Source organism: Streptomyces sp. NPDC060002 (assembly GCF_042737245.1).
Taxonomy (GTDB): Bacteria; Actinomycetota; Actinomycetes; order Streptomycetales; family Streptomycetaceae; genus Streptomyces.
In genome coordinates, this window is the sequence record NZ_JBHWUW010000005.1 from 94,986 (window position 1) to 121,317 (window position 26,332).

Annotated in this window: 21 protein-coding genes, 1 tRNA gene and 3 pseudogenes; 7 read left to right on the forward strand and 18 right to left on the reverse strand. The window is 71.1% G+C overall.

The window, feature by feature from the left end:
* Positions 1-317 precede the first annotated feature (317 nt).
* Positions 318-4,805, forward strand: a complete 4,488-nt coding sequence (locus ACFWBD_RS07165; RefSeq protein WP_385663840.1) for a PAS domain-containing protein — start codon at positions 318-320, stop codon at positions 4,803-4,805.
* A gap of 28 nt (positions 4,806-4,833) precedes the next feature.
* Here ACFWBD_RS07165 and ACFWBD_RS07170 read toward each other — a convergent pair whose 3' ends face one another.
* On the reverse strand, positions 4,834-5,418 hold the full coding sequence (locus tag ACFWBD_RS07170; RefSeq protein WP_385555695.1) for a TetR family transcriptional regulator: 585 nt from the start codon (positions 5,416-5,418) through the stop codon (positions 4,834-4,836).
* A gap of 171 nt (positions 5,419-5,589) precedes the next feature.
* Between ACFWBD_RS07170 and ACFWBD_RS07175 the strand changes: the two genes are divergently transcribed.
* Entirely contained in the window at positions 5,590-6,906 is a 1,317-nt protein-coding gene (locus tag ACFWBD_RS07175) for an MFS transporter (protein WP_385663842.1), read from the forward strand.
* A 275-nt stretch (positions 6,907-7,181) separates the two neighbouring features.
* On the opposite strand, the gene ACFWBD_RS07180 is transcribed toward ACFWBD_RS07175, so the two are convergent.
* The 5 genes from ACFWBD_RS07180 to ACFWBD_RS07200 all read right to left on the reverse strand — a co-directional run bounded on the left by ACFWBD_RS07180 (position 7,182) and on the right by ACFWBD_RS07200 (position 11,742).
* Positions 7,182-8,837, reverse strand: coding sequence for a long-chain fatty acid--CoA ligase (locus tag ACFWBD_RS07180; RefSeq protein ID WP_385663845.1), 1,656 nt, complete (start codon positions 8,835-8,837; stop codon positions 7,182-7,184).
* A 152-nt stretch (positions 8,838-8,989) separates the two neighbouring features.
* The gene (locus ACFWBD_RS07185) at positions 8,990-9,538 is read right to left on the reverse strand and encodes a SigE family RNA polymerase sigma factor (RefSeq protein ID WP_385663847.1); all 549 of its coding nucleotides are present in this window, start codon (positions 9,536-9,538) and stop codon (positions 8,990-8,992) included.
* A gap of 412 nt (positions 9,539-9,950) precedes the next feature.
* Entirely contained in the window at positions 9,951-11,117 is a 1,167-nt protein-coding gene (locus ACFWBD_RS07190; RefSeq protein WP_385663850.1) for a lipid-transfer protein, read from the reverse strand.
* On the reverse strand, positions 11,114-11,527 hold the full coding sequence (locus ACFWBD_RS07195; RefSeq protein ID WP_385663853.1) for an acyl dehydratase: 414 nt from the start codon (positions 11,525-11,527) through the stop codon (positions 11,114-11,116). The genes ACFWBD_RS07190 and ACFWBD_RS07195 overlap by 4 nt, the downstream gene beginning before the upstream one ends.
* Positions 11,524-11,742 (reverse strand): Zn-ribbon domain-containing OB-fold protein, encoded by a 219-nt coding sequence (locus ACFWBD_RS07200; RefSeq protein ID WP_385664183.1) that lies wholly within the window; start codon positions 11,740-11,742, stop codon positions 11,524-11,526. The genes ACFWBD_RS07195 and ACFWBD_RS07200 overlap by 4 nt, the downstream gene beginning before the upstream one ends.
* Positions 11,743-12,052: 310 nt before the next feature.
* Here ACFWBD_RS07200 and ACFWBD_RS07205 point away from each other — a divergent pair.
* Positions 12,053-12,151: pseudogene (locus tag ACFWBD_RS07205) on the forward strand (pentapeptide repeat-containing protein); the annotation flags it as partial.
* Positions 12,152-12,291: 140 nt separating this feature from the next.
* Here ACFWBD_RS07205 and ACFWBD_RS07210 read toward each other — a convergent pair.
* Positions 12,292-12,561, reverse strand: a pseudogene (locus ACFWBD_RS07210) (MaoC family dehydratase N-terminal domain-containing protein); the annotation flags it as partial.
* Between the two features lie 323 nt (positions 12,562-12,884).
* Positions 12,885-13,199 carry a hypothetical protein gene (locus tag ACFWBD_RS07215; RefSeq protein WP_385663855.1) on the reverse strand — a complete coding sequence of 105 codons (315 nt, stop codon included), beginning with the start codon at positions 13,197-13,199 and terminating at the stop codon, positions 12,885-12,887.
* Positions 13,200-13,561: 362 nt separating this feature from the next.
* Here ACFWBD_RS07215 and ACFWBD_RS07220 point away from each other — a divergent pair, with 362 nt between their 5' ends.
* A complete protein-coding gene (locus ACFWBD_RS07220; RefSeq protein WP_385663858.1) occupies positions 13,562-14,455 on the forward strand; it encodes a bifunctional DNA primase/polymerase in 894 nt (297 codons plus the stop codon).
* 405 nt (positions 14,456-14,860) lie between these two features.
* Here the strand turns inward: ACFWBD_RS07220 and ACFWBD_RS07225 are convergent, their stop codons facing one another.
* The 9 genes from ACFWBD_RS07225 to ACFWBD_RS07265 form a co-directional block, all read right to left on the reverse strand.
* Positions 14,861-15,160, reverse strand: coding sequence for a hypothetical protein (locus tag ACFWBD_RS07225; RefSeq protein ID WP_385663861.1), 300 nt, complete (start codon positions 15,158-15,160; stop codon positions 14,861-14,863).
* 465 nt (positions 15,161-15,625) lie between these two features.
* Positions 15,626-15,712: transfer RNA gene (locus tag ACFWBD_RS07230), tRNA-Ser, on the reverse strand.
* 308 nt (positions 15,713-16,020) lie between these two features.
* Entirely contained in the window at positions 16,021-17,217 is a 1,197-nt protein-coding gene (locus tag ACFWBD_RS07235) for an HTTM domain-containing protein (RefSeq protein ID WP_385663863.1), read from the reverse strand.
* Positions 17,207-17,896, reverse strand: a complete 690-nt coding sequence (locus ACFWBD_RS07240; protein ID WP_385663866.1) for a DUF5819 family protein — start codon at positions 17,894-17,896, stop codon at positions 17,207-17,209. The genes ACFWBD_RS07235 and ACFWBD_RS07240 overlap by 11 nt, the downstream gene beginning before the upstream one ends.
* Positions 17,897-18,059: 163 nt before the next feature.
* Complete coding sequence (locus ACFWBD_RS07245) at positions 18,060-19,439, reverse strand: ice-binding family protein (protein WP_385663868.1); 1,380 nt, start codon at positions 19,437-19,439, stop codon at positions 18,060-18,062.
* 259 nt (positions 19,440-19,698) lie between these two features.
* Positions 19,699-20,217 carry a hypothetical protein gene (locus tag ACFWBD_RS07250; protein WP_385663871.1) on the reverse strand — a complete coding sequence of 173 codons (519 nt, stop codon included), beginning with the start codon at positions 20,215-20,217 and terminating at the stop codon, positions 19,699-19,701.
* A gap of 147 nt (positions 20,218-20,364) precedes the next feature.
* Entirely contained in the window at positions 20,365-20,856 is a 492-nt protein-coding gene (locus ACFWBD_RS07255; protein ID WP_385663873.1) for a DUF5994 family protein, read from the reverse strand.
* Complete coding sequence (locus ACFWBD_RS07260; protein ID WP_385663876.1) at positions 20,853-21,026, reverse strand: hypothetical protein; 174 nt, start codon at positions 21,024-21,026, stop codon at positions 20,853-20,855. The genes ACFWBD_RS07255 and ACFWBD_RS07260 overlap by 4 nt, the downstream gene beginning before the upstream one ends.
* A 5-nt stretch (positions 21,027-21,031) precedes the next feature.
* Positions 21,032-21,667, reverse strand: coding sequence for a DUF5994 family protein (locus ACFWBD_RS07265; protein ID WP_385663879.1), 636 nt, complete (start codon positions 21,665-21,667; stop codon positions 21,032-21,034).
* A 708-nt stretch (positions 21,668-22,375) separates the two neighbouring features.
* Here ACFWBD_RS07265 and ACFWBD_RS07270 point away from each other — a divergent pair.
* The 3 genes and pseudogenes from ACFWBD_RS07270 to ACFWBD_RS07280 all read left to right on the forward strand — a co-directional run.
* Positions 22,376-22,639 (forward strand): hypothetical protein, encoded by a 264-nt coding sequence (locus tag ACFWBD_RS07270; RefSeq protein ID WP_385664186.1) that lies wholly within the window; start codon positions 22,376-22,378, stop codon positions 22,637-22,639.
* Positions 22,640-23,352: 713 nt separating this feature from the next.
* Complete coding sequence (locus ACFWBD_RS07275) at positions 23,353-24,594, forward strand: PP2C family protein-serine/threonine phosphatase (protein WP_385663882.1); 1,242 nt, start codon at positions 23,353-23,355, stop codon at positions 24,592-24,594.
* A gap of 120 nt (positions 24,595-24,714) precedes the next feature.
* Positions 24,715-25,004 (forward strand): annotated as a pseudogene (locus ACFWBD_RS07280) (acyl-CoA desaturase); the annotation flags it as partial.
* Between the two features lie 73 nt (positions 25,005-25,077).
* Here ACFWBD_RS07280 and ACFWBD_RS07285 read toward each other — a convergent pair.
* Complete coding sequence (locus tag ACFWBD_RS07285; protein WP_385663885.1) at positions 25,078-25,950, reverse strand: helix-turn-helix domain-containing protein; 873 nt, start codon at positions 25,948-25,950, stop codon at positions 25,078-25,080.
* Positions 25,951-26,332 lie beyond the last annotated feature (382 nt).

Consider the following 26,332-nt stretch of genomic DNA (forward strand, 5'->3'; position numbering starts at 1 on the left):
GACGCCCCTCCCTTGTTCGCGGTCGTGCGCGTACAGGCGACGCGCGGCGGAAGCACCGGTTCCGTAAAGGTGGCGCGAAGGTCCCGCGAAGTCCGGGCAGGCGGCGGGGCGGGCGCGGGAGCCGTCCGTCGTGCCCAAGGACAGGCCAGGACAGGTGAGGACACACGTTCTGTGTCACTTCGTCGTGCGAGCTCCCTCTCATCCGGCGACGCCGACGGGACCCCAGCCCTTAGACTCCCTCGCGTGACACGGTGCGGCCCGGTTGGCAAGATGGCCCGCACGGTCGGCAAGGTGCGGTAACAGGGAGGAAGCGACTCGTGAGCAGCAGGCCATCCCGAGGCGCTGCTCGCCTCGCAGCCATACTCGACGCGCTCCCCGATGCGTTGGTGCTGGTCAACGCCAACGGGACAGTCGTCAACGCGAACACCATCGCGCTCGAGGCGTTCGAGACACCGGGTACCGCTCTGGTGGGGCGGGGGCTGCTCGATCTGCTGCCGCAGTTCGACTCCAAGCTCATCCCGGGATCCATGCGGCGGCCCGATCACATGGACCCGCGCGGGCGGACCAAGCCGACCCGGATGGTCGCGCGCCGCACCGACGGCAGCGAGTTCCCGGTCGAGGTCACCAGCGCCAACCTCGAGAACGGCCAGCAGGCCTACGACGGCTACGGCTACTCCTCCGCCTCCGACGAACTGCTGATGCTCGTCGTTCGCGACCTGTCCGGGACCGTCGACACCGAGGCCGAGCTGGCGCGTTCGCAGCGGCAGACCGAGATGATCCTGCGGGCCGCGTCCGAGGGCGTCGTGGGCACCGACACCGACGGACGGATCGTCCTCGTCAACCCGGCCGCCGCCCAGATTCTGGGATACCGGGCCAGCGATCTCGGCGCCAAGGAGCTGCACACCCTCGTACTGCACTCCCGCGCCGACGGCTCGCCGTTCCCGTACGACGAGTCGCCGCTCGCCGACACCCTGCGCTCCGGGCGCAAGCACCGGGTGCGCGGGCAGGTGCTGTGGTCCAAGAGCGGTGACCGGGTGGCGGTCGATCTGACGACCGCGCCCGTGCGCGACGGCGATCAGCTCGTCGGCGCCGTCATGACCTTCACCGACCGGCGGCCCTACGACGCCCTCGCCGACGAGAAGGACGGCGTCGAGAAGCGGCACACGGAGGAGTTGGAGAAGCTCTCCGAGGAGCACGCCTCCGATCTCACCGCGCTTCGCCAGCAGCATGTGACCGAGCTGGAGGAGCTGCGCGAGCGGCACGAGGAGGAGCTCGCGGCCGGCGAGGAGCGCTACGCCTCGCTCGGCGAGCGCGAGAAGGACCGGTACGAGGCGCTCGCGGGGCGGCATGAGCAGCTGCTCACCCTGCTCGGGGCGTCCCTGCGCGGGCCCCTGGACGAACTGCGCCGCGAGCTGGCGGCGCTCGCCGCGGACGACGCCGGTCAGCTCTGGCCCGAGGCCAACCAGGTGCTCCATCACCTGTCGGCCGGTTACTCGCGGATCACCACGCTCATCGACAACGTGCTCGGCTACCAGCGTCTCGACACCGGATCGGAGGCCATCACCCGGACGAAGGTGATGCTCGACGCCGTCGTCGCCGCCGGTGTCGACGGCGCGGTGGATCTCATCGGACCGGGACGGGTGCAGTTCGCCGTGCACGCGCCGCCCATCGAGGCCGAGGTCGACGCGCGGCTCCTCGCGACCGCGCTCGCGCACCTCGTGGCGGACGTCGCGGGGGTCGACGCCACCGGCAACGCGCCCGTCTCTGCGGGCGGTTACATGGACAACACGGTCGTGGTGGCGGCCGCCCAGCGCGGCGAGGTCGTACGCATCGAGGTGCGCGGGCCGTACGCCGGCGGCGACCCCGTGCACGAACCGATCGTGCGAGGGATCGTGCGGGCGCACGGTGGCGTGCTCCAGACGCACGAGGTGCCGGGCATGAGCGGCAGCGCGTACGTGCTGGAGGTGCCGTTGGGCGGTGGTGCGGGGGCCGTGGCGGCTCCGGCGGCCATGGCTCTGCCCGCTCTCGCGGCCGGTGCCGCCTCGGCGGCCCCCTCGGCCGCCATGGCCTCGGAGGAGGACGTTCCGGGCGAGTACGGCGCCGGTGGGCGCCGACGGGCCCGGCGGTCCTCCGTGGACGCCTTCCTGGAGGGCGACGTCCCGGGGGCGGAGGGCGGCGCGGACCCGGATGCCGCGGTTCCGACCGGACGGCGGCGCAGGCGGGCCGGAGCGGCGGCCACGGAGGAGACGCCGGGTGAGGTGTCTCCCGCGATGGACGAGGCCGAGGGCCCGGAGGGCTCCGGCGGCACCGGGCGGCGGCGTGGACGGTCGGCCGAGGTCGCCGTCGTGGGGGCCGACGCGGGAATGGCCGCAGGGGTCGACGGCGGGGTGAGCGAGGGCGCCGTCGTCACCGCGGCGGAGCACGCGGCGGGGACCGCGGCCTCGGGTACGGGACTCGGCGGCACCGTTCCGCCGCAAGGTGTACCGGCGCCGGGCGGACAGCGGGCCGCACAGGCACAGGACGGCCGGCAGCCGCAGAACGCGTTGCCGCCCGCACTGCCGGCGATCGCGGGCGCGCCGGCCGGGGCCCCGATGACGGGTCCGGGAGGCACGGCACAGGCGGAGACGGAGACGGAGGACGGTCAGCCGACGGGCAGGCGACGGCGCGCCCTGGCCGCCGCGAACGAGCGCGCCGCCGCGCAGGAGGCTGGCCCCCGCGCGGTGTTCGCCCTGCCGCCCGCGGAGGCCGACCGGGTGCCGGACGGTCCCGTCGGCACGAGTGCGGCAGCCCAGGTCGCCCCGGTCACTCCGGCCGCCCCGGCTGCCCCGACCGCCCCGGCTGCCCGGGTAGTGGGGCCGATTCCGGTGCCCGGTCAGGTTCCGGTGCCCGGTCAGGTTCCGGGTTCCGTGCCCGGTCCGGTTCCGGGAGCGGTGCAGGGGCTGGGAGCGGTGCAGGTGCCCGCACAGGCACAGGCGCCCGCACAGGCACAGGCGCCGGTTCAGGCACAGGCGCGCGTTCAGAGTGCCGCCGAGGATTCCGCGATCGACCACGGGCGGCACGACGCCGTCCCGCACGACCAGGCCGACGACCACACCCCGCCCCAGCCGCACCCGACGAACGCGCCCACGGGACGCCGTCGACGGGCCGTCGCTCAGGCTGCGGAGGTCGCCGCCCCGGCACAGGTTCAGCCCCAGACCCGATCTCAGCCGCAGCAAGTGGGACAGCCCGTCGCCGCCGCGCGGCCTGCCGCTGCCGTCGCGCAGCCGGTTCCGGCAGCCGGGCCCGTCCCCGGGCAGCCGACCTCAGGTCAGCCGCTCCCCGTGCAAGCGGCCCCCGCCTCCGTGCCGAACGTGCCCGGCCAGGGCCAGCCGCTCCCGGCCGAAGCGGCTCCCGCCCCCGCCCCCGCGGTGACGCAACCCGCACCCGCGGCGGCAACGCCCAGCGGTGGCACTCCGCTTCCGCCCGAGGCCGCCGTCGGGCAGCCGCGGGCGGCGCAGCCGTTGCCCGCCGAGGCCGCGGCGGGCCGGCCCATGGACCCCAACTCGACGCAGGGTCGGGCGATCAGCGTGCGGACCCTGGGGCAGGGCGTGCCCTTCACCCGGCAGGCCGCGCAGGTTCAGCAGGCACAGCAGTTGCAGCAAGCGCAGCAGGCACAGCAGTTGCAGCAGGCTCAGGCGATGCGTCACTCGCAGCCGGGGCTGCCGTCGGCGCAGTCCACGGCCACCCCCGCTCCGAACACCCCCGGTGGTTCCGGACGGCGCCGCAAGCTGGGGACCCCGCCCGACCCGGCGACGCGCCCGGAGCAGACGGCACGGCCGCACCCGTCGGCCGAGCAGCCCGTCGTGGCGCAGGCCCCCGCGCCGCCGCCCGGCGCGACGCCCGCGCCGACCCCCGTACCGCACCCCTCTCTCGCGGGTCAGTCGCGGCTCGTGCCCGGTGGGCCCGGGACCGAGGGCGCCGGACGGTCGTACGCCATAGGGGCCCCGGACGAGAACGCCGCCGAGGGGCCCGAGCCGCTGGACGGCCCGGGCGGGGCCGTCGAGGTGGCGGATCCGCCACGGCCGCAGCCACTGGACGACGAGCTGCCGCCGGAGCCGCTGGACAACCCGCGTCGGCTGCTGGTGTGGCCGGCGCCGGACGTCAGTACGCAGCAGGCGCTCAGCGACCGCGGCTACCGGCCGGTGATCGTGCACTCGCGCGAGGAGGTCGACGCGCAGATCGCCGCCTTCCCGGCCGCGCTGTTCGTGGACCCGCTGACCGGGCCGATCACCCGTACGGCGTTGCAGTCGCTGCGCACGGCCGCGGTGGCCGCCGAGGTTCCGGTGCTGGTCACGGCGGGGCTCGGGCAGGCGACGCGCGAGGCCGCGTACGGCGCCGATCCCGCCGTCCTGCTGAAGGCGCTCGCGCCGCGTGACAGCGAGCAGCATCCGCCCCGGGTGCTGCTCATCGAGGAGCACGCCGAGATCGCCCTCGCCCTGACCTCGACGCTGGAGCGGCGTGGGATGCAGGTGGCGCGGGCGGCGAGCGACGCGGACGCCGTCACGCTCGCCGGGCAGCTGCGGCCGAACCTGGTCGTGATGGACCTGATGCAGGTGCACCGCCGCCAGTCCGGGATCCTGGACTGGCTGCGGGCGAACGGCCAGCTCAACCGCACTCCGCTGGTCGTCTACACGGCCGCCGTCGACCAGGCGGACCTGCCGCGGCTGGCGTCGGGGGAGACGGTCCTCTTCCTAGCCGAGCGGTCGACGAGTGCCGAGGTGCAGAGCAGGATCGTGGACCTGCTGGCCCGGATCGGCACCAACTAGGACCCGTCCGCCCCGGTCCTACCTCGTCCTACCGGGCGACCATCCGCCGCGCCGCCTCCTTGATGGAGGCGCGCAGGCGGTCGCGGTCGGCATCCTCGGAGCCTGCCAGGATGCGGCTCATCTGGGGGACGAAGGCGGCCCAGTTGGCCATCGCGATCAGCAGGAAGAAGAGGTCGCGGGCCGGGATCGCGTCGGAGATCACTCCCCGGTCCTGCCCGTCCTGCACGGCGGCGACCTTGAGCGCGTAGTGCTTCTGGCGTTGCGCCTCGTCGGGCAGCAGCTCGGTGCTGCCGTACTCGATGCCCTCCCAGTACAGCAGGCGCAGCAGCCCTGGGTGGGCGGCGTGGTAGTCCATCAGCCGGTCGAGCCAGCCCTCGATGTCGTCCGGGTCGACCGGGACGGCGGAGGCGAGATCCACCATGGAGCGGCCGAGGACCTGGGAGAACAGCTCGGCCTTGTTGCCGAAGTAGGCGTAGATCAGCTGCTTGTTCGCCTTGGCTTCGGCGGCGATGCGGTCGATGCGGGCGCCCGCGATGCCGTAGCGGGCGAACTCCGCGACGGCGGCGTCGAAGATCCGGGCCCGGGTGGCCTCGGGATCCCTGGTGGTTGCCATGGGGCCATCGTAGCGAGGACCTAACCAACTAGTTGGTTGACAGGGAATTCACGCTCACCCCAGACTGTTCCCCCTGCGTTCCAACCAACTGGTTGGTTGCCGGTCGCGTTAGAAGCCACATGCCACATGCGAGATGCGAGATGCCAGATGTCGGAGTGGGAGCACCGCACCATGTCGTCGCCCGAAGCCACAGAAGCCCGAGCACCCCGAGAGACCGGAGAGACCGTAGAGACCGGCGATACCGGAGAGACCGGAGAGACCCGGGACAATCACGGCACTCGAGAAACCCGGGACACTCCAGAAACGACGCAGGAAGTCGCGCCCTCGGCGGCCACGGGTCGCCGCAAGGACCTTCTCCTCGTCCTCATCGCCCTCTGCACCGCCGTCACGGCCGCCAACATCTACCTCGCGGCCCCGCTGCTCCCCCTCATCGCCCACGACTTCGGCTCGGCGCCCTCGGCCGTGGCCTGGATCGCCTCGGTCGCCCAGTTCGGCTACGCGGCCGGCCTGCTCGTCTTCGCCCCGCTCGGCGACCGCGTGAACCGGCGCCGACTCGTCGCCGTCCTCTCCCTGGTCACCGCGGCGGCCCTGGTCGCCGCGGCCACGGCCGCCGGAACCGGCGCGCTCGCGGCCGCCGTGCTCGTCGCCTCGGCCGCGACCGTCGTCCCGCAGCTCCTCGTGCCGCTGGTCGCCGCCCGCGCCCCCGCCGACCGGCGTGCCCGGCACGTGGCCGCCGTCATCGCCGGGCTGTTCACCGGCATCGTCGCGGCCCGCGTCCTCGGCGGGCTGGCCGGGCAGGCCTTCGGCTGGCGGGCGGTCTTCGTGGGCGCGGCCGTTCTCACCACGATCCTGGGCCTGCTGACCGCGGCCGCCCTCCCCTCCGAACGCCACCGCCCTCGCGAGGGCCACCTCTTCGCCGGTCTCACCGCGATGCCGGGCCTGGTGCGGCGCTCGCCCGACCTGTGGCGGGCCTGCGTGCGACAGGCCGGGATGTACGGCGCCTGGAGCGCCCTGTGGACCTCGCTGGCCCTGCTGTTGACGGGCGAGGGGTCCTACGGACTGTCGACCGCGACCGCCGGTCTCTTCGGCCTCTTCGGACTGGCCGCCAGCGTCGTCGCACCGCTGGCGGGCGGCCTGGTCGACCGCTTCGGCGCCGCGAAGGTCGTACGCAACGCGTATCTTCTCGCCGCTGTCTCGGTCCCGCTGTTCTGGCTGGGCGGGCAGGTGCTCGTGGCGCTCTTCGTGGCCGCGATCGTGATCCACGCGGCTCTCGTCGCCTCCCACGTCGCCAACCAGACCCTCGCCCTGACGACGACCTCCGCCCCGGCCACCGCGAACAGCGCCTATGTCGTCGCGGGGTTCGCCGGCGGCGCGACCGCCTCGGCCCTGGCCGGCCTCGCCTTCACCCAGTTCGGCTGGGGTGGCGTCGTCGCGGTGGCGGGCGCCTGGCTGATCCTGGGCTGGACGACCACCGCCGTACGCCGGTGACGGCCGTACAACGCTGAAGGCCGTACGACGGCGAAGACCGTACGACGGCGAAGTCGGCCTACGCCCGTGATTCCGGCCTGCGACCGGGGGTTCCGGCCGGCGCCCGTGGGTTCCACCGGGCTACGACGGTGACGTCGGCCCGCGACCGTGAAAACGGCGTACGCCGGGCAGGGGCCGCGAGGTGCCCTGCCCGGCGTACACGACATGCGTGACTCGGCACTGCGGATGCCGCATCGGCCGCGACACCGGCTGCGGCAGTCGCAGCGCGGGCGAATTCAGAGCCGGGTGACGTCCAGCTCGCCCTCCGCGTACTGCCTGCGCAGCACCTTCTTGTCGAACTTGCCCACGCTCGTCTTCGGCACCGACCCGATGATCGTCCAGCGCTCCGGGAGCTGCCACTTGGCGATCCGGCCCTCGGCGGCGAGGAAGGTGCGCAGGGCCTCGAAGTCCGTGGTGGCGCCCTCCCTGAGGACGACCGTGGCCAGCGGGCGCTCGCCCCACTTGTCGTCCGGGACGGCCACGACGGCGGCCTCGGCGACGTCGGGGTGGGACATCAGCGCGTTCTCCAGGTCCACCGACGAGATCCACTCGCCGCCGGACTTGATGACGTCCTTGGCGCGGTCGGTGAGGGTGAGGAAACCGTCGGGGGAGATGGTGCCGACGTCGCCCGTCTTCAGCCAGCCGTCCTCGCTGAACTTGTCGGCGGGGCGCAGGGGCTCGCCGTCGGGGCCGTTGTAGTAGGCGCCGGCGATCCACGTGCCGCGCACCTCCAGCTCGCCCGCGGACTCGCCGTCCCAGGGGAGGCGTTCGCCGCCGGGGCCGGTGAGGCGGCCCTCGACGCCGGCCGGGAAGCGGCCCTGGGTGAGGCGGTAGCCGAGTTCCTCGTCGGTGCCGACCGCGTGGGCCGGCGGACGGGCGACGGTCCCGAGCGGGGAGGTCTCCGTCATGCCCCAGGCGTGGCAGACCCGCATGCCCAGCTCGTCGAACGCGGTCATGAGGGAGGGCGGACAGGCCGATCCGCCGATGGTGACCTGGGTGAGGGAGGAGACGTCGCGCGGCTTGGCGGTGAGCTCGGCCAGCAGACCCTGCCAGATGGTGGGGACGGCGGCCGCGTGGGTCGGCTTCTCGCTCTCGATCATCTCGGCGAGGGGCGCGGGCTGGAGGAAGCGGTCCGGCATCAGCATGTTGATGCCGGTCATGAAGGTGGCGTGCGGCAGGCCCCAGGCGTTGACGTGGAACTGCGGGACGACGACGAGCGAGGTGTCCTGGTCGGTCAGTCCCATCGACTCGGCCATGTTCACCTGCATGGAGTGCAGGTAGATCGAACGGTGGCTGTAGACCACGCCCTTGGGATCGCCCGTGGTCCCGGAGGTGTAACACATGGCGGCGGCCTGGCGTTCGTCCAGCTCGGGCCAGTCGAAGGTCTTCGGCTGGTCCGCGATCAGCTCCTCGTACTCGTGCACGCGCGCGTGGGCGCCCTCGAGGAGCGAGCGGTCACCCGGTCCCGAGACGACGACGTGCTCGACCGTGGGCAGCTTCGGCAGCAGGGGCGCGAGCAGCGGGAGCAGCGAGCCGTTGACTATGACGACCTTGTCGGCGGCGTGGTTGACGATCCACACCAGCTGCTCGGCCGGGAGGCGCAGGTTGAGGGTGTGCAGCACCGCGCCCATGGAGGGGATCGCGAAGTACGCCTCGACGTGCTCGGCGTTGTTCCACATCAGCGTCGCCACCCGGTCGTCGCCGCGGACGCCGAGGTCGTCGCGCAGGGCGTTCGCCAGCTGCACCGCCCGGGTGCCCGCCTCGGCGAAACTGCGCCGCTGCGGCTCGCTCTCACCTGTCCAGGTAATGATCTGGGACCGGCCGTGCACCAGCACACCGTGCTCGAGAATGCGGGTGACGGTCAGCGGTACGTCCTGCATGGTGCTCAGCACGGCGTGTCCTCCCAGGCGGCGACATTGCCTACGCGGTGGTAACGGTTGTGCTGATTCTGCGCACATACCGCGCGGTATGTCACTAGGGAGCGGTGATCGATCAGGTGACATCGGGGCCCGGACGCCCAAGCGGGCCGCAAGACCGGCCCTCGTCAGCGGACAAGCACCAGCTCAGGGTCCTCCCGCAACTTGCCGAGCGCCCGCGACACCGCCGACTTCACCGTGCCCACCGAGACACCGAGCACCTCGGCCGTCTGGACCTCACTGAGGTCCTCGTAGTACCTGAGGACCACCATCGCCCGCTGCCGCGCGGGCAGCTTCATGATCGCCCGCCACATGGCGTCGTGCAGCGCCTGCCGCTCCGCCGGGTCGTCCGCGCAGGCGACCGGATCCGGCTCCGGCAGCTCGTCGCACACGAACTCGTCGACCTTGCGCTTGCGCCACTGCGACGTACGGGTGTTCAGCAGGGCCCTGCGGACATAGCCGTCGAGCGCCCGGTGGTCCTCGATCCGCTCCCACGCGACGTACGTCTTGGTGAGCGCGGTCTGCAGCAGGTCCTCCGCGTCGCTCGGGTTCGCGGTCAGCGACCGTGCGGTGCGCAGCAGCACCGGCTGACGGGCCCTGACGTACGACGTGAAGGACGGGTACGGAGAAGGCCGCGTCATGCCGTTCGAAGCGCTGGTGCAGACGGGTGTGGTCATGGCTCCACGCTAGGTTCGCGGCCCGCCCGGGCGGATCGGCCGCAGGTCCCGAAGCCGGATCCCTCTCAGGTTGTAGGGGTGGCGCCCGCCCCACCTCCTGAAGGTGGACGAGACGACGGCGACTACTACGGGATGACCCCTGGGTGCTCATCCCTCCGGGCTCAGTCCGCGACTCCGTGCGAGGCTCCACGTCTCCGTGCGAGGCTCCGAGGCTCCGAGGCTCCGTGCGACGATCCGCGACCCGTGCGACGATCCGCGACTCCGTGCGAGGCTCCGCGACTCCGTGCGAGGCTCTGCGACTTGGTGCGAGGCTCCACGTCTCCGTGCGAGGCTCCGCGACTCCGTGCGACGATCCGCGACTCCGTGCGAGGCTCCGCGACTTGGTGCGCGGCTCCGCGGCTCCGTGCGCGGCTCAGTCCGCGGTCAGGACCAGGCCCGACGTCGGCACCCCGGTCCCCGCCGTCACCAGGGTCCGGGCGGCCCCCGGCACCTGGTTCACGGACGTGCCGCGCAGCTGCCGTACGGCTTCCGCCACGCCGTTCATCCCGTGGAGGTAGGCCTCCCCGAGCTGACCTCCGTGGGTGTTCAGCGGCAGCCGGTCCTCGGCGACGAAGGCCGGCGCCTCGCCCGGGGCGCAGAAGCCGAACTCCTCCAGCTGCATCAGCACGAACGGCGTGAAGTGGTCGTACAGGATCCCCACGTCGATGTCGGCCGGCGCCAGACCGGAGCTGCGCCACAGCTGGCGGGCGACCACGGACATCTCGGGCAGGCCCGTCAGGTCGTCGCGGTAGAAGCTGGTCATCTGCTCCTGGGACCGGCCGGCGCCCTGGGCGGCCGCGGTGACCACGGCGGGCGGCTGCGGCAGGTCCCGGGCCCGCTCCACCGAGGTGACGACCAGCGCCTGGCCGCCGTCGGTCTCCTGGCAGCAGTCCAGCAGCCGGAGCGGCTCGGCGATCCAGCGCGAGGCCGCGTGGTCGGCACGGGTGATCGGGCGGTCGTGGAAGTACGCCGCCGGGTTCGTCGCCGCGTGCCGGCGGGCCGTGACGGCGACCGGCCCGAACGCGTCCTCCGGGGTCAGCCCGTACGCGTACAGATAGCGCTGCGCCGCCATCGCCACCCAGGAGGCGGGGGTGAGCAGACCGAACGGCAGCGACCAGCCGAGCGCCGTCCCCTCCGCCGACGGCTCGCGGTGTCGCACACCCGAGCCGAAGCGGCGCCCCGACCGCTCGTTGAAGGCGCGGTAGCAGACCACGACCTCGGCCACCCCGGCCGCGACGGCGAGCGCCGCCTGCTGCACGGTCGCGCAGGCCGCCCCGCCGCCGTAGTGGACCCGGGAGAAGAAGCACAGCTCGCCCATGCCGCAGGCCTGCGCGACGGTGATCTCCGGGCTGGTGTCCATGGTGAACGTCACCAGCCCGTCCACGTCGGCGGGCGTGAGTCCCGCGTCGGAGAGAGCCGCCCGCACCGACTCCACCGCCAGCCGCAGTTCACTGCGCCCCGAGTCCTTGGAGAACTCCGTGGCCCCGATGCCGACGATCGCCGCCCGGCCGCCGAGGGAGTCTTTCGTCCGCACGCTCACCCCGCGCCTCCCGGCGGGACGGTGACGGCGGCGGCGACGGTGAGCGTCACCGTGCCGGTGACATGCCGGCCGATCCCGTTGTCCCCGGTGACCCGCACCACGGCCGTGTCCCCGTCGGCCTCCTCGATCCTGCCCCTCAACACCATGGTGTCTCCCGGGTGGTTGGGCGCCCCGAGCCGGATGGCGACCTTGCGGAGCACGGCCGTCGGGCCGAAGTGGTCGGTGAGGTACCGGCCGACCAGGCCGTTGGTGGTGAGGATGTTCATGAAGATGTCGGGGGACCCCTTCCGCCGGGCCAGTTCGGGGTCGTGGTGGACGTCCTGGTAGTCCCGCGAGGCGAGGGCGCCGGCGACGATCAGGGTGCGGGTGATCCCGATCTCCAGCGGCGGCAGCTCGTCACCGGCCTTCACGCGGCCGCCTCCCCCGCGCGCGGGCGGAACACGGGCAGCACCAGCTCGCCGTCCGCATCGTCGTAGGCCCGGAACTCCAGCTCCACCGGCAGGCCGATCCGCACCTTGTCGTAGGGCATGTCGACCACGTTGCTGATGATGCGGACGCCCTCGGCGAGTTCGATCAGGCCGATCGCGTAGGGCGGGGAGAAGGCCGGGAAGGGCGGGTGGTGCATCACGACGTACGAGAAGACCGTGCCCTCGCCGCTCGCCTCGACGGTGTCCCACTCCGCCGAGCCGCAGGCGTTGCAGCCGGGGAGCCAGGGGAAGCGGAGTGTGTCGCAGGCGGTACAGCGCTGGACGAGGAGGCGGTGGCGCCGGACGCCCTCCCAGAAACCCGCGTTGTCCCGGTTGACGACGGGACGCGGCCGCCGCGGCGGTTCCTGCCGGTCCTGCGCCTTCTGTCCCCGTCCGGTCTGTGCGTCCTCGCTTGGCGCGTCCTCGCTTGGCGCGTACTTGCCCGGTGCGTCCTTGCCCGGTGCGTACTTGCTCGGCGCGTACTTGCCCGGTGCGTCCCTGCTCGGCGCGTACTTGCCCGGTGCGTACCTGCTCGGCGCGTCCCTGCTCGGCGCGTCCCTGCTCGGCGCGTCCTTGCCCGGCGCGTCCCTGCCCGGTGCGTACTTGAGGATGCGGAAGCGATGGGTGCCGACCAGCGCCTCACCCACGCGCACCTCCGTCCGGGTCGTGACGAAGTACCCGGTGCCCAGCTTGGTGGTCTTCCGCCGCGAGACCGACTCGATCACCGTGTCGAAGGCGACCTCGTCCCCGGGCCGCAGTGGGCGCAGGTACTCCTGTTCGCAGTCGGTGGCGACGACCGAGGTGCAGCCCGCCTCGTCGAGGAGCGAGAGAAGCTCGTCATAGCCCCGCGCACGGCGCTCGTGGCCGCTCAGGCCGCCCATGATCCACGCCTGGAGCATGGTCGGCGGGGCGATCGCGCCGGGGCCGGTGTACGCGGGGTTCCGGTCGCCCATCGCCTCGCACCAGTGCCGGATCATGGGCGCGTTGACGGGATCCCGGCCGGCGCCCGCGACGGTCGCGGGGCGGCCCTCGTAGGCCTTCAGCCGCGCGTGGAGCTCGTCGTCCACGGCCGTACTCCTTCCGGCGGGAAAGGGTTACCAGGACTTACCGGGAACGGACTTACCGGAAACAGTTTCTGACTGTCCGTCAGATATGGGCCTCTGTCAAGGTCACCTCCGCGCACGAAAACGCCTGCGCGGCGGTACCGAAGTACCGCCGCGCGGACGCGTTGCCACCCCCACAGCCCCCACCCGGCACACAGCTCCCCCCGGGGCCGGCGCCGGACTCCGGCCCTCTCAGGTCACCGCCACAGCGGGGTGAAGGCGACCGCGACGTTGCTGTTGCCCTGGTTGACCGCGGTGAACGCGGATCCCTTGACCTGCGCGGTGTTGCTCTGGTTCGAGGCGCCCGAACCGACGGCGTTCTGCTGTGTGGTGGCCGAGTTGCCGCTGTTGTCGCGCCCGACACCGCTGCCGGCGATGCTCGCGACACCCGCGTTCGATCCGTCGTCCGCGAAGCCGCCGTTGTCCGCCACCGCGACGCCGGTGAAGAGGGCGGCTGCCAGCGGGAGGGCGGAGACGGCGGCGATGACGCGGGCGGTACGGATGCTTGCCATGTGGTTCCTCCAGAACGGAAGTACGTGAGTACCCGAAGTGCGTGAAGTACGGCTTTCACCTGGGCGGTTGGCCGACCTCCCCGGCGCTTGTGACGACGTCGCGAGACCAGAGTTGCCCACCGAATCCCCGGCGAACCACCCCGGAAGCCATGATTCGCACTCAAGCGTGATGACAAGTCGATAAACCCCTAGCGCCACTTTTCCTGCCCGTGCCGCCATAACCCCCGGCAAGCCGGACACCCGTCCCCCGGGCCCCGCAAGAGGCGAAGCGTTCCGGCACTTTTTCCGCCCGGGCCTGCCGACCTCGGGCGCGTCGCGGCCCACCCCTTCCCTTCATCGAACATACGTACGACACTATCCTCATGGCCACCACCGACCGGTACTCCCGGCAGGCCACCACGCTGGCCCTCGCCCACGCCCTGTCGGCCGCCGAACGCGGCCTGGCCGTCATCCCCCTGTCCCGGACGAAACTCCCGGCCCTGCGCTCCCCCCACCGCGACGCCCCCGAGCCGGCGGGGCCGCCCTGCCACGGCGCATGCGGCCGCCCCGGCCACGGCGTGTACGACGCCTCGACCGACCCGGCCCGCATCCGCGAACTGTTCGCCGCCGCACCCTGGGCCACCGGCTACGGCATCGCCTGCGGCCTGCCCCCGCACCACCTCATCGGCGTCGACCTGGACACCAAGTCGGACACGGACTCCACGGTGGCCCTGCGCGAACTGGCCCTGCGCCACCTCTTCACCATCCCGCCCACGATCGTCGTCCTCACCCCGTCCGGCGGGCGCCACCTGTGGCTCACCGGCCCGCCGGACGTCGTGGTCCCCAACTCGGCCGGCCGGCTCGCCCCCGGCATCGACATCCGGGGCGCCGGCGGCTACCTGGTCGGCCCCGGCTCCCGCACCGCCCACGGCGTCTACGCCACCGCCCCCGGCACCGCCCACCTCGCCCCCGCCCCCTGCCCGCGCTCCCTCCTGCGCCTGCTGCTGCCACCGCCGCGCTCACCCCGCCCGGGCCCCGGCTCGACGGCGGGCGGCGCACACGGCCGGGGCCTGGTCCAGTTCGTCCTGGCCGCCCACGAGGGCCAGCGCAACACCCGCCTCTTCTGGGCGGCCTGCCGGGCCTACGAGGACGGCATCGGCCCGGAGTTGACCGAGGACCTGGTCGACGCCGCCGTACGAACCGGCCTGACGGCCCGGGAGGCACGCGGGACGATCACGTCTGCGGCCCGCATGACCACACACCGCCCCGGCCCGTGACGGCCCCCGGCACCCGCGCGAGCCCTGTGCCGTGCGACGGCGCAGTCCGAGGACGATGCCCCGCCGACCAGAACCAGCACGGCGGCGACACCGAAGACAACCGCCGTACGCCTCGACACCCCGGTCTCGGCAAGGCCGATGCCACCACCCGCGGCCGACGGCACACCGCCGCCCTGCGCGGGAGCCGGCCGCACGGCCGACGAAGCGGAGGCCGACGCCGCGACGGCCGATCGCATGATCTGGGACAGGACGCGGTACGCCTGCCTGATCCGGGACGCGCCGAGTCCCTTGGTCTTCATCCCGCCAACCCGCTCGGCGGCCGTAAGGGGCCGCAGGTGGGACGGCTCCTGGTCACCGAGCGCCGGAACGGTTGACCAAGTTGGCTGGTCAGGAGCCGATCCAGCCCTACCGCAGGGTCAGGATGCAGAGCGAGTGGCCCTCGTCGGGGTCCCCGACATATGTCCAGAGTTTCAGTGTCCTGCCGTCTCGCAGGGCCTCGTAGGTGGAGCTCACGCGATCGGCTTCGAACGACACCGTGACGCTGCTCTGCCCCTCCCGGTCATCGTCGTCCCAGGTACCCGATCCCGACCGGGGTTCGTTCTCCGGCCCGTAGGCAGAGATGTCGTAATCACCGCAGACATCATGGGCAGTGAACGTTCCATCCGGCTTCAGCTCCAGTTCGCCGCCCGCGCCGTCGCCCCACATGGTCGCTGTCTGCGATCGGGGTAGCTCGGCCGGCTTACCGTCAGGGACTGGCGAGAAGGCGAACCTGCCACATGCGACGAGGGCGAACGCGACGGGAACGAGGACCAGGACTGCCCGACAGGAACGCAACTCACGCCACCCCAACACCTTCGGCGGGACGCACGAACGACCCGGGTTCGACCAGTCGTCGAGCACGTGCTCGTCATCTTGGCAGCGTTATTGAACATGTTCAACTCCTCCGGGCGGCTGTGCACGTGAACGGGTGGTGCTCGGGACCGGGCTGGAGAAAGCCGCGGGTCTTCTCTGCGGCAGCGGCCGGGCTGCTCGCCGGTCTGGAGATCGCCAGTCGACGTGCCCCTCCCGTGCCCGTTCGGTCGGGAAGCAGCGGGGAGCCACGGTCCGCGGCGGCCAACGCTCACGAGAACGGCCCCTGACCGAGATACCTGGTCAGGGGCCGTTCACCTGCGGTGGGTGTGGGATTTGAACCCACGGTGACATCGCTGCCACGACGGTTTTCAAGACCGTTCCCTTAGGCCGCTCGGGCAACCCACCTGTGCCCCTGCCCACCTGGGGCGGAGCGGGTACAGCGTACCGGGCGCGGGGGCTGCTCGGGGGGCGTGGTCCACACGGGGTCCACCAGCCCTGCTTCCGGCCGCCGGTGCCGCCGCCCACCCTCAGCACCCCGCCCCCGGCCTCACGCCAGCACACGGAAAGCACCGTACTGGCCGCGCCGGCACGGAGCGGGACTTTTCAGGGGTGCCGCCACGCCGCTCTCATGGAGCACGACCTTCTGATCCTGGGATCGGGCAAGACGCCAGGCGAGAGGTGGACGGCCTCTGAGTTCGATCCAGGAGGCAGGGTCAGTCAGCCGTTGGTGAGGGAGACCTGGGGGATGTGGGCTCGGCGGCCGGCACGGTCCCTTTCCGCCCTGCCGGGAGCACGGTTCGATGTGCTGAGCAGGGTGCGCCGCCGGGCCCGCCTTGCGCAGGTACCGCTCCGGGGCCTGCCGCTGGTCCGGGTGCCGGCCGGCTGCTGTCCGTCCGCCGCACCGCTCGTCGGCGGAGGTGGGGCAGGAAGGTGTAGAAGCGGTCGGGAAGGAACACGGCGTCCGCGACGATCATCGCGCCGGAGAAGAGAGGCAGCCCCATCAGCAGTGCGATGCCGATGTGCATGCCCAGCAGCATGACGAGGACGGGGTACTTGAGCCTTCCGAAGAGCACGAACGGGAAGGCCACCTGCAAGAGCACGGTCATGTAGCCGGCGACGGCGACCACGAGGGTGTGCTCGTCCACGAAGTGGGAGAGGGCGGGCCAGGGCCGGAAGAGTTCGAGGTTCAGGACGTAGTGGAGCGCGGTGCCGCCGCCCCAGAGAGCTCCCTGGACCTTGTACAGGCCGGCTGAACCATAGAGAAAACAGACCTGTGCCGCGATCACGAACATGCCGCAGTTGTGCACCACCGTGATCAAAGTGGTCCGGGCATCGCGGAGTTGCCGCGCGAAGGGACTGCCTGCCGGTTCCGGCGTGCTGCCCGCTTGGACCGCCTGCAGCCTGTTTCTGCGTGCGTCCAGGGACCAGCGTCGGCCGCACGCGGTGAGGACGAGGTAGATGGACATCAGCAGGACCAGGTTGTCGCCCCCGTCGGTCATGAAGATCGCCCGGCCGTGGAACGAGGTCACCACGACGGCGAAGAGGACCGACAGGACACGGGTCCGCCAGCCCAGCATGAACAGTGCGGCCGTGACCAGCGCCAGCACATAGCAGAGCTCGAAGTAGGCGCGGCTGTCGGACAGGGCCAGAACGCTGAACCAGCCCGTCTGCTCGAAGAGCTGGTGTGCCAGGGCGGGCGTCCACGCAGAACCCGGACCCCAGATCTCGTCACGGTGCGGGAACTCGCGCAGCAGAAAGATCAGGTAGAGCAGTCCGTAGCCGATGCGCAGCACCGACGCCGCGTACAGGGACACCGGGCGGCCGGTCAGGAGGGCCCACACGGCGGTGATCCGGTCGGCCGGCCACCGGCCGACGCCGGCGGACGCGGTCCTCCGCGCCTCAATTTCCACGGCGGGTCACCTTCCACCAGGGCAGGAGCCGGTTCTCGACCGGCGTCGGCGGCCGATTGCCGGCGGCGGGGCCGAGCACGGGGATGGGCAGTGTGACGACGCGGAGCTGGATGAAGTCGAAGGTGCCGTCCTTGCGGGCGGCGGCGCGGTCCGCGGCGATGTTGACCAGGTACTTCTGCATCATCAGGGCACGTTCGGTACGCGCCTTGTCGTCTCCTCCGTGCGAGTCGACGTAGCCGGCCCAGGCACGGCGCAACATGTTCTGTGCCGTGTGGCTCGGGAACGGATCATGCACGACTGCGGAACGGTCCACGGCGGTCAGGTCGAACCAGGGACTCACCTGAACCGATCCGTCGGAGCCGGTGTGCGCGGTTCTCGCCAGAATCTGCCGGTTGACGGCTTCGGGGTCCGGAGCGAAGAGCCGCCAGTTCTGTTCGAAGAAGGGGTACACCCAGGCATTGATCAGCGGGCTGTATCGCTTGGAGACGGTGTTGGCCGGTGCCACGTGGAGGAACACCAGAATCACGTGGACGACACTCACCGTCAGGCACAGGACCACGGTGGTGCACAGTCCGGATTTCAGCGCACGGGCACCTCTCGACAACTTGGGCGGCACGACCGTCGCGTCAGGATATTCCTGCACGACCGGACCTGATTCGGAGTGCTGAACTTCCTTCACATCCGCTGAGTCAATTCCGCGCGACACGGCGTACCCTGTCTTTCTCATTTCAGCTGCTCGCACCTGCTTTCTGCGTCGGCTGCCCCCGACGGCGCGCGGCGGACTCGATGAGAATTCCGCCGCGCGCCGTCATCCGGGGAGCGAGCTGACCGCAGTGCGCTGCCTAGCCCTCGTAACCCTGGGAGTGGTCGTCGCCCTCGTGGCCCTGGGGCACGTCGTCGTAGCCGAAGTTCTCGTCGGACTGCTTGCCGTGCTCGTCCCGGCCGTGGTCGTCCCGGCCGTGGTCATACTTACCGTGCTCGTCCCGGCCGTGGTCGTACTTGCCGTGGTCCTCCCGGCCGTGGTCGAACTCGCCGTGGGCGGGCTTACCGGGGTGGATGTACTGCCCGAGGTCGAGCTTGCCGCCGTGATCCGGCTTTCCGTTGCCACCGTGCCCCGGTCCGCCCGGCCCACCCGGTCCGCCCGGCGCATGGTCGTTCCCGCCGGGGCCGTTTCCGCCGGTGGTGTTTCCGGCGCTGTTGCCCGCGGTGTTCCCACCGGTGGTGTTCCCGGCGGTGTTGCCCGCGTTGTTCCCAGCGGTGTTGCCCGCGGTGTTTCCGGACGAGTTACCGGCGGTGTTGCCCGACGTACCACCGGTCCCGACGATGGGCCCGCCCAGGACGCCACCAGTGACGAGGCCACCGCTGACGAGGCCGCCGCCGAGGAGCCCTCCACTGGTGGCCGTGCCTGCGGTCGTACCGGTGGTGGTGCCTGCGGTCGTACCGGTGGTCGTTCCCGCCGTCGCTCCGCCAGTGGTGGAGGCCGCGCACGCGCCGAGGAAGATCCGGTTGTTGTTGAGGGTCACAGACCCTACCTCGGCCAGCAACCGGCCCTCGACGTTCGTTCCCTGGTTCACGGTGATCGAGTTCTCGGCCATGAGAGTGCCCACGAAGCTGGTGGTGACACCGAGCGACGCGTCTTCGCCGATCTGCCAGAACACGTTGCACGCCGAAGCGCCGTTGGTGAGGAGAATCCGGCTGGAGGTCGCCGTCGTCAGGGACTCGGGAATCTGGAACACCCAGACCGCGTCGGAGCTGCCCTGACCGTCGAGGACCAGGTCGCCGGTGATGCCGACACCGACTGTGGCGTGGTAGACGCCGGGAAGCAGCGCCGGGCCTCCGCCGATTCCCGCCGGAAGCGCGAAGTCCACGGCCTGGCCGGCGGCGTTGTTGAACGCCCCTAGCAGGTCGGACTTGGCCTGGAGGGCCGCAGCGTCCGCAGCGTGGATGGCGCCTCCCACCTGGCCGGGCGGGAATCCGGTGATGGCCGGATTCGGGTGCGTCCCGAGGTCGTGGGCGAGTACCGAGTTGCCGGTGTTGGTGACTCCCTGACCCGCCAGGACGGAGTAACTGGCGATGGTGCCCAGAGGCACGGGCAATGCGATCGCCGACGCCGCCGTCGGCGTCAGGAAGACCATCGCAGCGGAAACCGTCACCGCGAGGGCGGAGGCCAGCACGCCGGACAGCGTGCGGCGGTCAGCTGCTTGAGGGATCTTCAGATTCATCAAAAGGCCATTTTCTGTGGGGGCCGTGGCGTACCGGGCCCTACCGATCACCCGGAAGCCTTCTCACTGCTGCCGCATATTACGCAGAAATATCCTCACCCCGGCATCGACGAGACAGCGGACAATTCGCGCTCATTCAAACAGCGCACAGTGGTGCGTAAATAATTTCATTTACAATTCCGACTGAGCGCACGCCCTCGAACGGGCGGCGCCGTCGGCAACGGAATGCCCCCGTTGGGCACCGCGCAGACGGTGTTCGTCAGCCGGGTCGCTGGGTGCGGTTCTCCTGGGCGAGCCCGTCCGGGTGGGCTGCCGTACGCAGCCCGAGCCCGAGCGAAAGCACCGGGGCGCGTAGCACCACGGGGTCCGACGGCCGGAGAAGCTGCTGGTCCGACGGCCGACGAACCAGCCCGATATCCTGCCGGCCCCACGACAGGAAGGCGTTGCGAAGCGCCGAGTCGGCTTGTTCCACCAACGTCGCCCCCAGCGAGGCGTGATGGCCGGCGAGCAGGCGCTGCTGTAGGCGGTGGGCGAGGCCCTGGTCGTCCGTGTGCGGGTGTACCAAGGTCTCGGTGATCGCGAAGACGTGACCGGACGCCGTGAGCTGCTCGACGCTCCGCGGAAGGGGCCCGTCGGACCCCCGGCACCACGTCCCCTCGCGCCATACCGGGAATCCGTAGGCGCACCCGGCGAAGGCGGTGCTCTCCGCGATCAGCAGGGCGAAGCCGGGCCGCCGGATGGCGCCGGTCAGCCGTCGCGGAACTTCCGGTCCGGTCAACCGAGTTCCTGCCCTGGGTTCCTGAACGCGGTTCCTGAACGCGGTTCCTGAACGCGGTTCCTGAACGCGGTTCCTGAACGCGGTTCCTGAACGCGGTTCCTGAACGCCTATTCCGGCACCGGAGTGCGTGCTGAGCGATTCGATGGGCTACCAGCCGGGAGCACCGGGCAGTACGCGCGTCCGGTCGGTGGGGGTGACGCCGGTGGCCGCGAGAATCCGTTCGGCCGAGGCGTCGTTGTCGTCCCGTACGGCCATGGCCATCGCGGCGCGAGCGAGCGAGGGAGCCGTCTGCGGAGGGATCACCAGGAACATGAAGTGGTCCTGGTCGCCCCGAGTGACGATCATGGTGTCGTCACCGACGGCCGACCAGTCGATGCGGACGGTACGACCGTCTACGACCAGATGCCCCGGCCTCTCGTCCCAGGCGCCCGCGTCGAGGCCGACACGGGCGAGAGGACCCAGCCGGGTGGTCAACGTGGCGAGCAGTCCGGACAGTTGGCTCTCGAGGTCGCGTGACCGCGGCCACCACGCGCCGTCGAACGTTCCCGTGCGCTTGGGCGTCGTCTCCATCCGCAGGACCGCTGTACCGGGGAGTACCGGCTCGGTGCTGGTGTCCGCCAGAAGCCTGATGGGGATCACGAGGGCTCACCCCGCTCCCTTCCCGGTGCGGCGCTCCCGGGCGGCCTCCCGGGAGCGGCCGTGGTGGGGGTGGCGACGCGGTCGCTGGTCTGCCGGTTGGCCAGGTGGATGAGGAGCACGCCCAGCGCGATCATCGCCATGACCACGACCACGGTCCCGAAGGTCTCCATCGTCCTCACATGCCCATCGGCCGAGTCGGGGTCGCGGCGGGTGCGACGGCTTGATCTCCGCCCTCGGGCATGACTGCCCGTATCCGTGGCCGTGCGGCGGGAACGCGGGCCCCATGCCCTCCCTCGGAGTCCCAGACGGCCTCCAGAGACCGGTCGGTCTCCCACGCCGTCCTCAGGCGCACGGCCTGTTCCATCAACCGGCTCGCGGTCGAGGTGCCAAGGGGGTTGCTTGCGGCGGACATCAGCCAGGCAGCTGAGACGGGGTCCGTCTGCGGCGGGATCACCAGAAGGTTCCAGCGGCCCACGCGGTAGGAGAGCAGGAGCAGTTCGTGCGGGTCCTGCTCGGTCAGGAACCAGCCCACCTTCACCACATGCCCGGCGACGGGCACCTTGCGCGGGACGGCCGGCCAATGGGTGGGATTCACCGTGACCCGGGTGATCCGCCCCCACCGCGGCTCCAGCACCGCGGTCAGGGAGGGGAGTTCCGCCCCGAGATCGCGGGAGCGGGGCCACCATGCGCCGTCCAGAAGGGCCGGCACGGCGCCGACAGGAGCCAGCGACAGGCGCAGAGAGGAAGAAGCGGGGGAGGACGACGCAGGCCGGTCCTCGATTGTCGGCGAGAGGGAAATGGTCGCAGCCATGACGCGAACCCTGCCCCGGGCCGACCACGGTCGGCCTGGCCTATTCGATCGCCGAAAACGACACGAGCGTGGTAGCCGGTGCGCGGAATATCCTCGGTATTTTCAGCGTACTCCTCGGCCAGGCCGAACGGTCCGTGCCGTCGGCGGCCGGTCCGCACACGCTGCCCCGTGAGGCGAGGTCCCGGCCCCGTGACGGTGACTCGGCGCGTGCCGGTGAGAGCGCCGGTCACACGCCCCGCCGGGACCGCCGAGCGGAGTAGGGTCGAGGTACCGGGAGCACTTCGCACACCAGATCAGACGCTGATGCCGTTCTCGGCGAGCAGCAGGACCGGAACGTCGAAGACGGGCCCGGGGACAGGTTCGCGCCATGACCGCAACCAGCAGACGTACAGCCGTCATTGACCGGGCCTTCCCACATGTCCTGCGCCCGAGGGAGGTGAGGACGTGGAGACCGTCGTCGTCGCCGCGGCACTGATCGTCGCCGTGATCGCCATGAGTATCGTGATCCACCAGCTCAACACTCAGCACGACGCGAGGATCGCTGCCTACCGCTACAGCGATGCGCTGCCGGGAATCGGCCGCCTGCGGGCGAAGAACCGACGAGCGACGAAGCCGCCCACGGTCGCCGACGACGAGCCGGGCGGTGCCACGGGTGATTCGGCCCGTGCCCCGGCGGAAGCAGTGGGCAGGCCGAGGAGGCGCGAGTCCGTGGAGCCGCCGGAACCGCTCACTGGCGGGAACGTCGACGTGCGCCTCGTCGCCTCGACGCCCGAGGCCGCCCGCCAGGTCGCCGAGGTTCTCCGTCGTCACTTCGCCTCGTCCGAGCAGCGCAGCTACCCCGTCGGCACGGAGGCCGGCGGAACCCGCCTCCACCTCACGGTGGACACTGCCCGCGCCGCAGAGCCTGCCCGCTCCTGGCTGGCAACCAGTCAGTCCTCCGGAAGCGGCCGTACGCAGACGGATGAGATCTGACCCGCGAGATCCGCGAGATCCGCGAGATGCCTGATGCCCGAAATGTGCACCAGGCATAGCATGAAGGTGGGTCGGCACACTCTCACGTGCGACCGACCCGGAAGGGCGACCCCGGTGTGTATACGCCGGGGTCGTTGAAGCACGGCGGGCGCGGCCACCGGAAGGAGGGCGAGATCCGCTCCGCCGACGTCCCGGGTGACGCGCCCATGGAGGCGTGGACCCGTAGGGGCACGGGACGGCACTGTGGAGGGTCTGCGCGAACACCGCTACGGACCGGCATGGCCACTGTCAGCCTCTCCGATCAGCACCGGCACCCCGACGCTGGACCGCTCACCGGCGGCGTGTCTGTGTCCATGGTCCCGGTATCCCTGGTGGTGACGGCATCGGGGAGGACGTGCCGCCCATGACGTAGTCAGCGCGTTGGACCGGTCGGCGATGTGAGCCTGTGCCGGTCGACGGCGTCGTCCCACCATCGCTGCTCGCCGTTGCCCCTCGGGACGGAGCCTCGAGGGACGAGGTGTGCGCTTGCGTCGGGGCACCGCGTCCGGATACGTGGCCGGGGCGCTGGACGCGTCGGCGCCAGTCCGGGCGGCGCCGCTCCACCGGTTGCGCTTCGACGCAAGGCCGGGACACCGGGCACCTGGCGAACACGGCGTAGACGCAGCAACCCCGATGAGTTCCCCATGCCAGGGGGCGAAGGGAAGCAGACAGCGATGACGGACGGTGGGCGCAGACCGGACAGGGTCGGGGTGGACCGGTCGGAGGGGTTCGGCGAACGACTGCTGGGAGTGCTGCTGGACCGTTCCCATGATCTGCCGCCGCAGTTGATCGCCCCACTCGTCGCGGAAGAGGTGGCCAGGGTCGGGGGCCGGGACGTCTCCATCCTCCTGCAGGACTACGAACAGGTGCTTCTGGTGCCGCTGCCGGGCCGGAGGCTGAAGGTCGGCAGCCCCGAGCCGGTCGAGGACTCCCCCGCGGGACAGGCGTTCCTGGGCCGCAGAACGGTGGAGGCGCCGGAGAACGGCAGTGTGCGGATGTACCTGCCGCTGCTGGACGGCAGCGACCAGATCGGCGCGATGGCCGTCACCCTGGACAGCGTCGACGACGACGACCGTCGGTTGCTGCGCAGACTCGCCGGTCTGGTCGCGGACATGATCGTCACCAAGGACGCCTACACCGACCAGTTCTTCCAGGCCCGCCGCAGTTCCCCGATGAGTGTGGCCGCGGAGATCCAGTGGTCATTGCTGCCCCCACTGTCGATGACCACTCCGCAGGTCGAGGTGGCCGGGATCCTCGAGCCCGCCTACGACGTGGCCGGCGACAGCTTCGACTACGCCCTCAACGGCGACATCCTGCACGTGGCCATGCTCGACGCGATGGGCCACGGGCTGGACGCGGCGACCATGGCCACGGTGGCGATCGGCGCCTATCGCCACACACGACGGGCCCATACCGATCTGTCCCTGGTGTACGCGTTCATGGACATGGCCATCAATGAGCAGTTCGGCCACGACCACTTCGTCACCGCCCAGATGATGACCCTGGACATCACCACCGGCCGGCTGCTGTGGGTCAACGCCGGTCACCCGGCCCCGCTCCTGATCCGGGACCGCGCGGTGGCGGACCGGCTGGAGAGCCCGACCACGTTGCCGGTCGGCTTCGGCGGCCAGGAGCCGGTGGTCAGCGAGCGGATGCTGCAACCCGGGGACCGGGTGCTGTGCTTCACCGACGGTCTGATCGAGGAACACCAGGCCGGCGGAGCACAGTTCGGGGAGGAGCAGCTCATCGAGTGGACCAACCGGATTCTCCACGACCGCACGCAGGTACGGGCGGTGGTACGCGCCCTCTCCCACGCCCTGAAACAGGAACGCGGCGGCACCACGACCGACGACGCGACCATCTTCCTGATCGAGTGGCGGGGCGGCGACGCCGATCACCTCGCCACCCTCGACTGAGCCCGCCGGGAATTCGGCCTTCGAGCCCGCTTCGAGCGGTTCCGCACCGCGGTCGAGGCGAAGTACCCGGCAGCTCCCGAGGCGGCGCCGTGCCGTCTGCCTCCTCCGGAGAGTTCCACCGTGACCACGGACACCGCGGTTCGCCCTGCGCCCTCGGAGAAGTCCGGCAGTGACTTCGCCCGGTTGTCGAGAAAGATCGATGATGCCGGCCTGCTGGGCGCCGTCCCGGCCATTGCGCACTGCGGATCACAGCGGTGGCCGGGCTCTACGTCCGCGGGTGGGTCGCCCTCGCGCTCATCGGCGACAGTTGGTGGACACCGGCGGTCGCCGCCTTCCTGGCCGTTGTCTTCGGCCAGGTCGCCCTGCTCGCCCGTGCAGCAGCCCACCGCCAGGTTTTCCGCCGACCCCGAGTACGGCCGCAGGCAGAGGACGCCACCACCGGCTGAAGGCGTGTCCGGCGGGACCGGTTCCCGCGGCCGGTACTCAGGACTGGTTGTCCGCGTCGACGTACGTCCTGGCGGTGTGGGTGATGAAGTCTCGGCTGTCGTCCGGAGTGAGGGCCTGCGCCTGGAGGTGGTCGTGCATCACGCCGTAGTGCCGCACGTCGGACGGTTTCTCCAGGTAGAGACCGCTGGTGAACCGTTCCAGGTACACCACCCCCGCCTCGGGACTGTCGGCGAACCACAGGATGGAGAACTGTCCTGACAGGCCCGGGTGAGCGCCGGCCGTGTAGGGAAGAACCTGCACCGTGATGTGCGGCTCCGCGCTGAGTGCCTTCAGGTGCTCCAGTTGTTCACGCATGATGTCCAGGCTGCCGACGACACGGCGCAGTGCCGATTCGTCGAGGATGACCCACAGGCGCAGCGGGCAGGCCGGGTCGTAGATCCGGTGCTGGCGGCGCAGCCGCACCTTGAGGTGTGTGGCGGCCTGTTCGGCAGTGAGCCGAGGGATCGTTTCGCCGATGACGGCCTGGGCGTAGGCGGGGGTCTGCAGCAGATCGGGCACCATCATGGGCGCGTGAGTGTGCAGCGAGGCTGCCTCCGTCTCCAGGCCGATGTAGACGCTGTCGGAGAGGTCGCCATAGGGGTGCCACCAGCCTCGCTGACCGGATTCTCTGGCCATCTCCATCAGGGAGTCGATGACCTGCTCGTCCGTCACTTCGTAGATCACACACAGGTCGCGCACATCGCGAGGGCTGATGGCACGGTTGCCGTTCTCCAGATGACTGATCTTGGGCTGGGAGACCATGAGCCGCTCAGCCACTTCTGTGCTCTTCAACCCCCTGGTCACGCGGAGCCGACGAAGCTCGGCCCCGAGACGACGTCTCCTGACAGTGGGATTGGTCTTCGCCGCCACGCGCGGTGTACCTCCGGATCCAAATGGCTGTGCCGGAAGGCAGGTTGCCATGGCAACCGGGATGTTGATTACGCGAAATGCCGCCGTCATCACCAACAGCCCAAACGGACTCTTACGTTGGCAATTGCCTTGGCTGAAGGACCTCCCACGCACAGAGGTCAGGCGTCAACGTCCAGTCCCGACCGGGTCGCACAGTCGACATGGCGTGCCTTTCAGAGCGCACAACCACGGTTGACAGCGGTGCTACCGGGCCCCACTCCGGCAGCAGGCAACGGACCTGCGCACGTCAGAAATCTCGAGGCCACGCAAGGGCCGTCGATTCCAGGCTGAGGTCCACGCGCGCGTGCTCACCCGTCGCTCTTGTCGGGGAGGTACGCGCGCG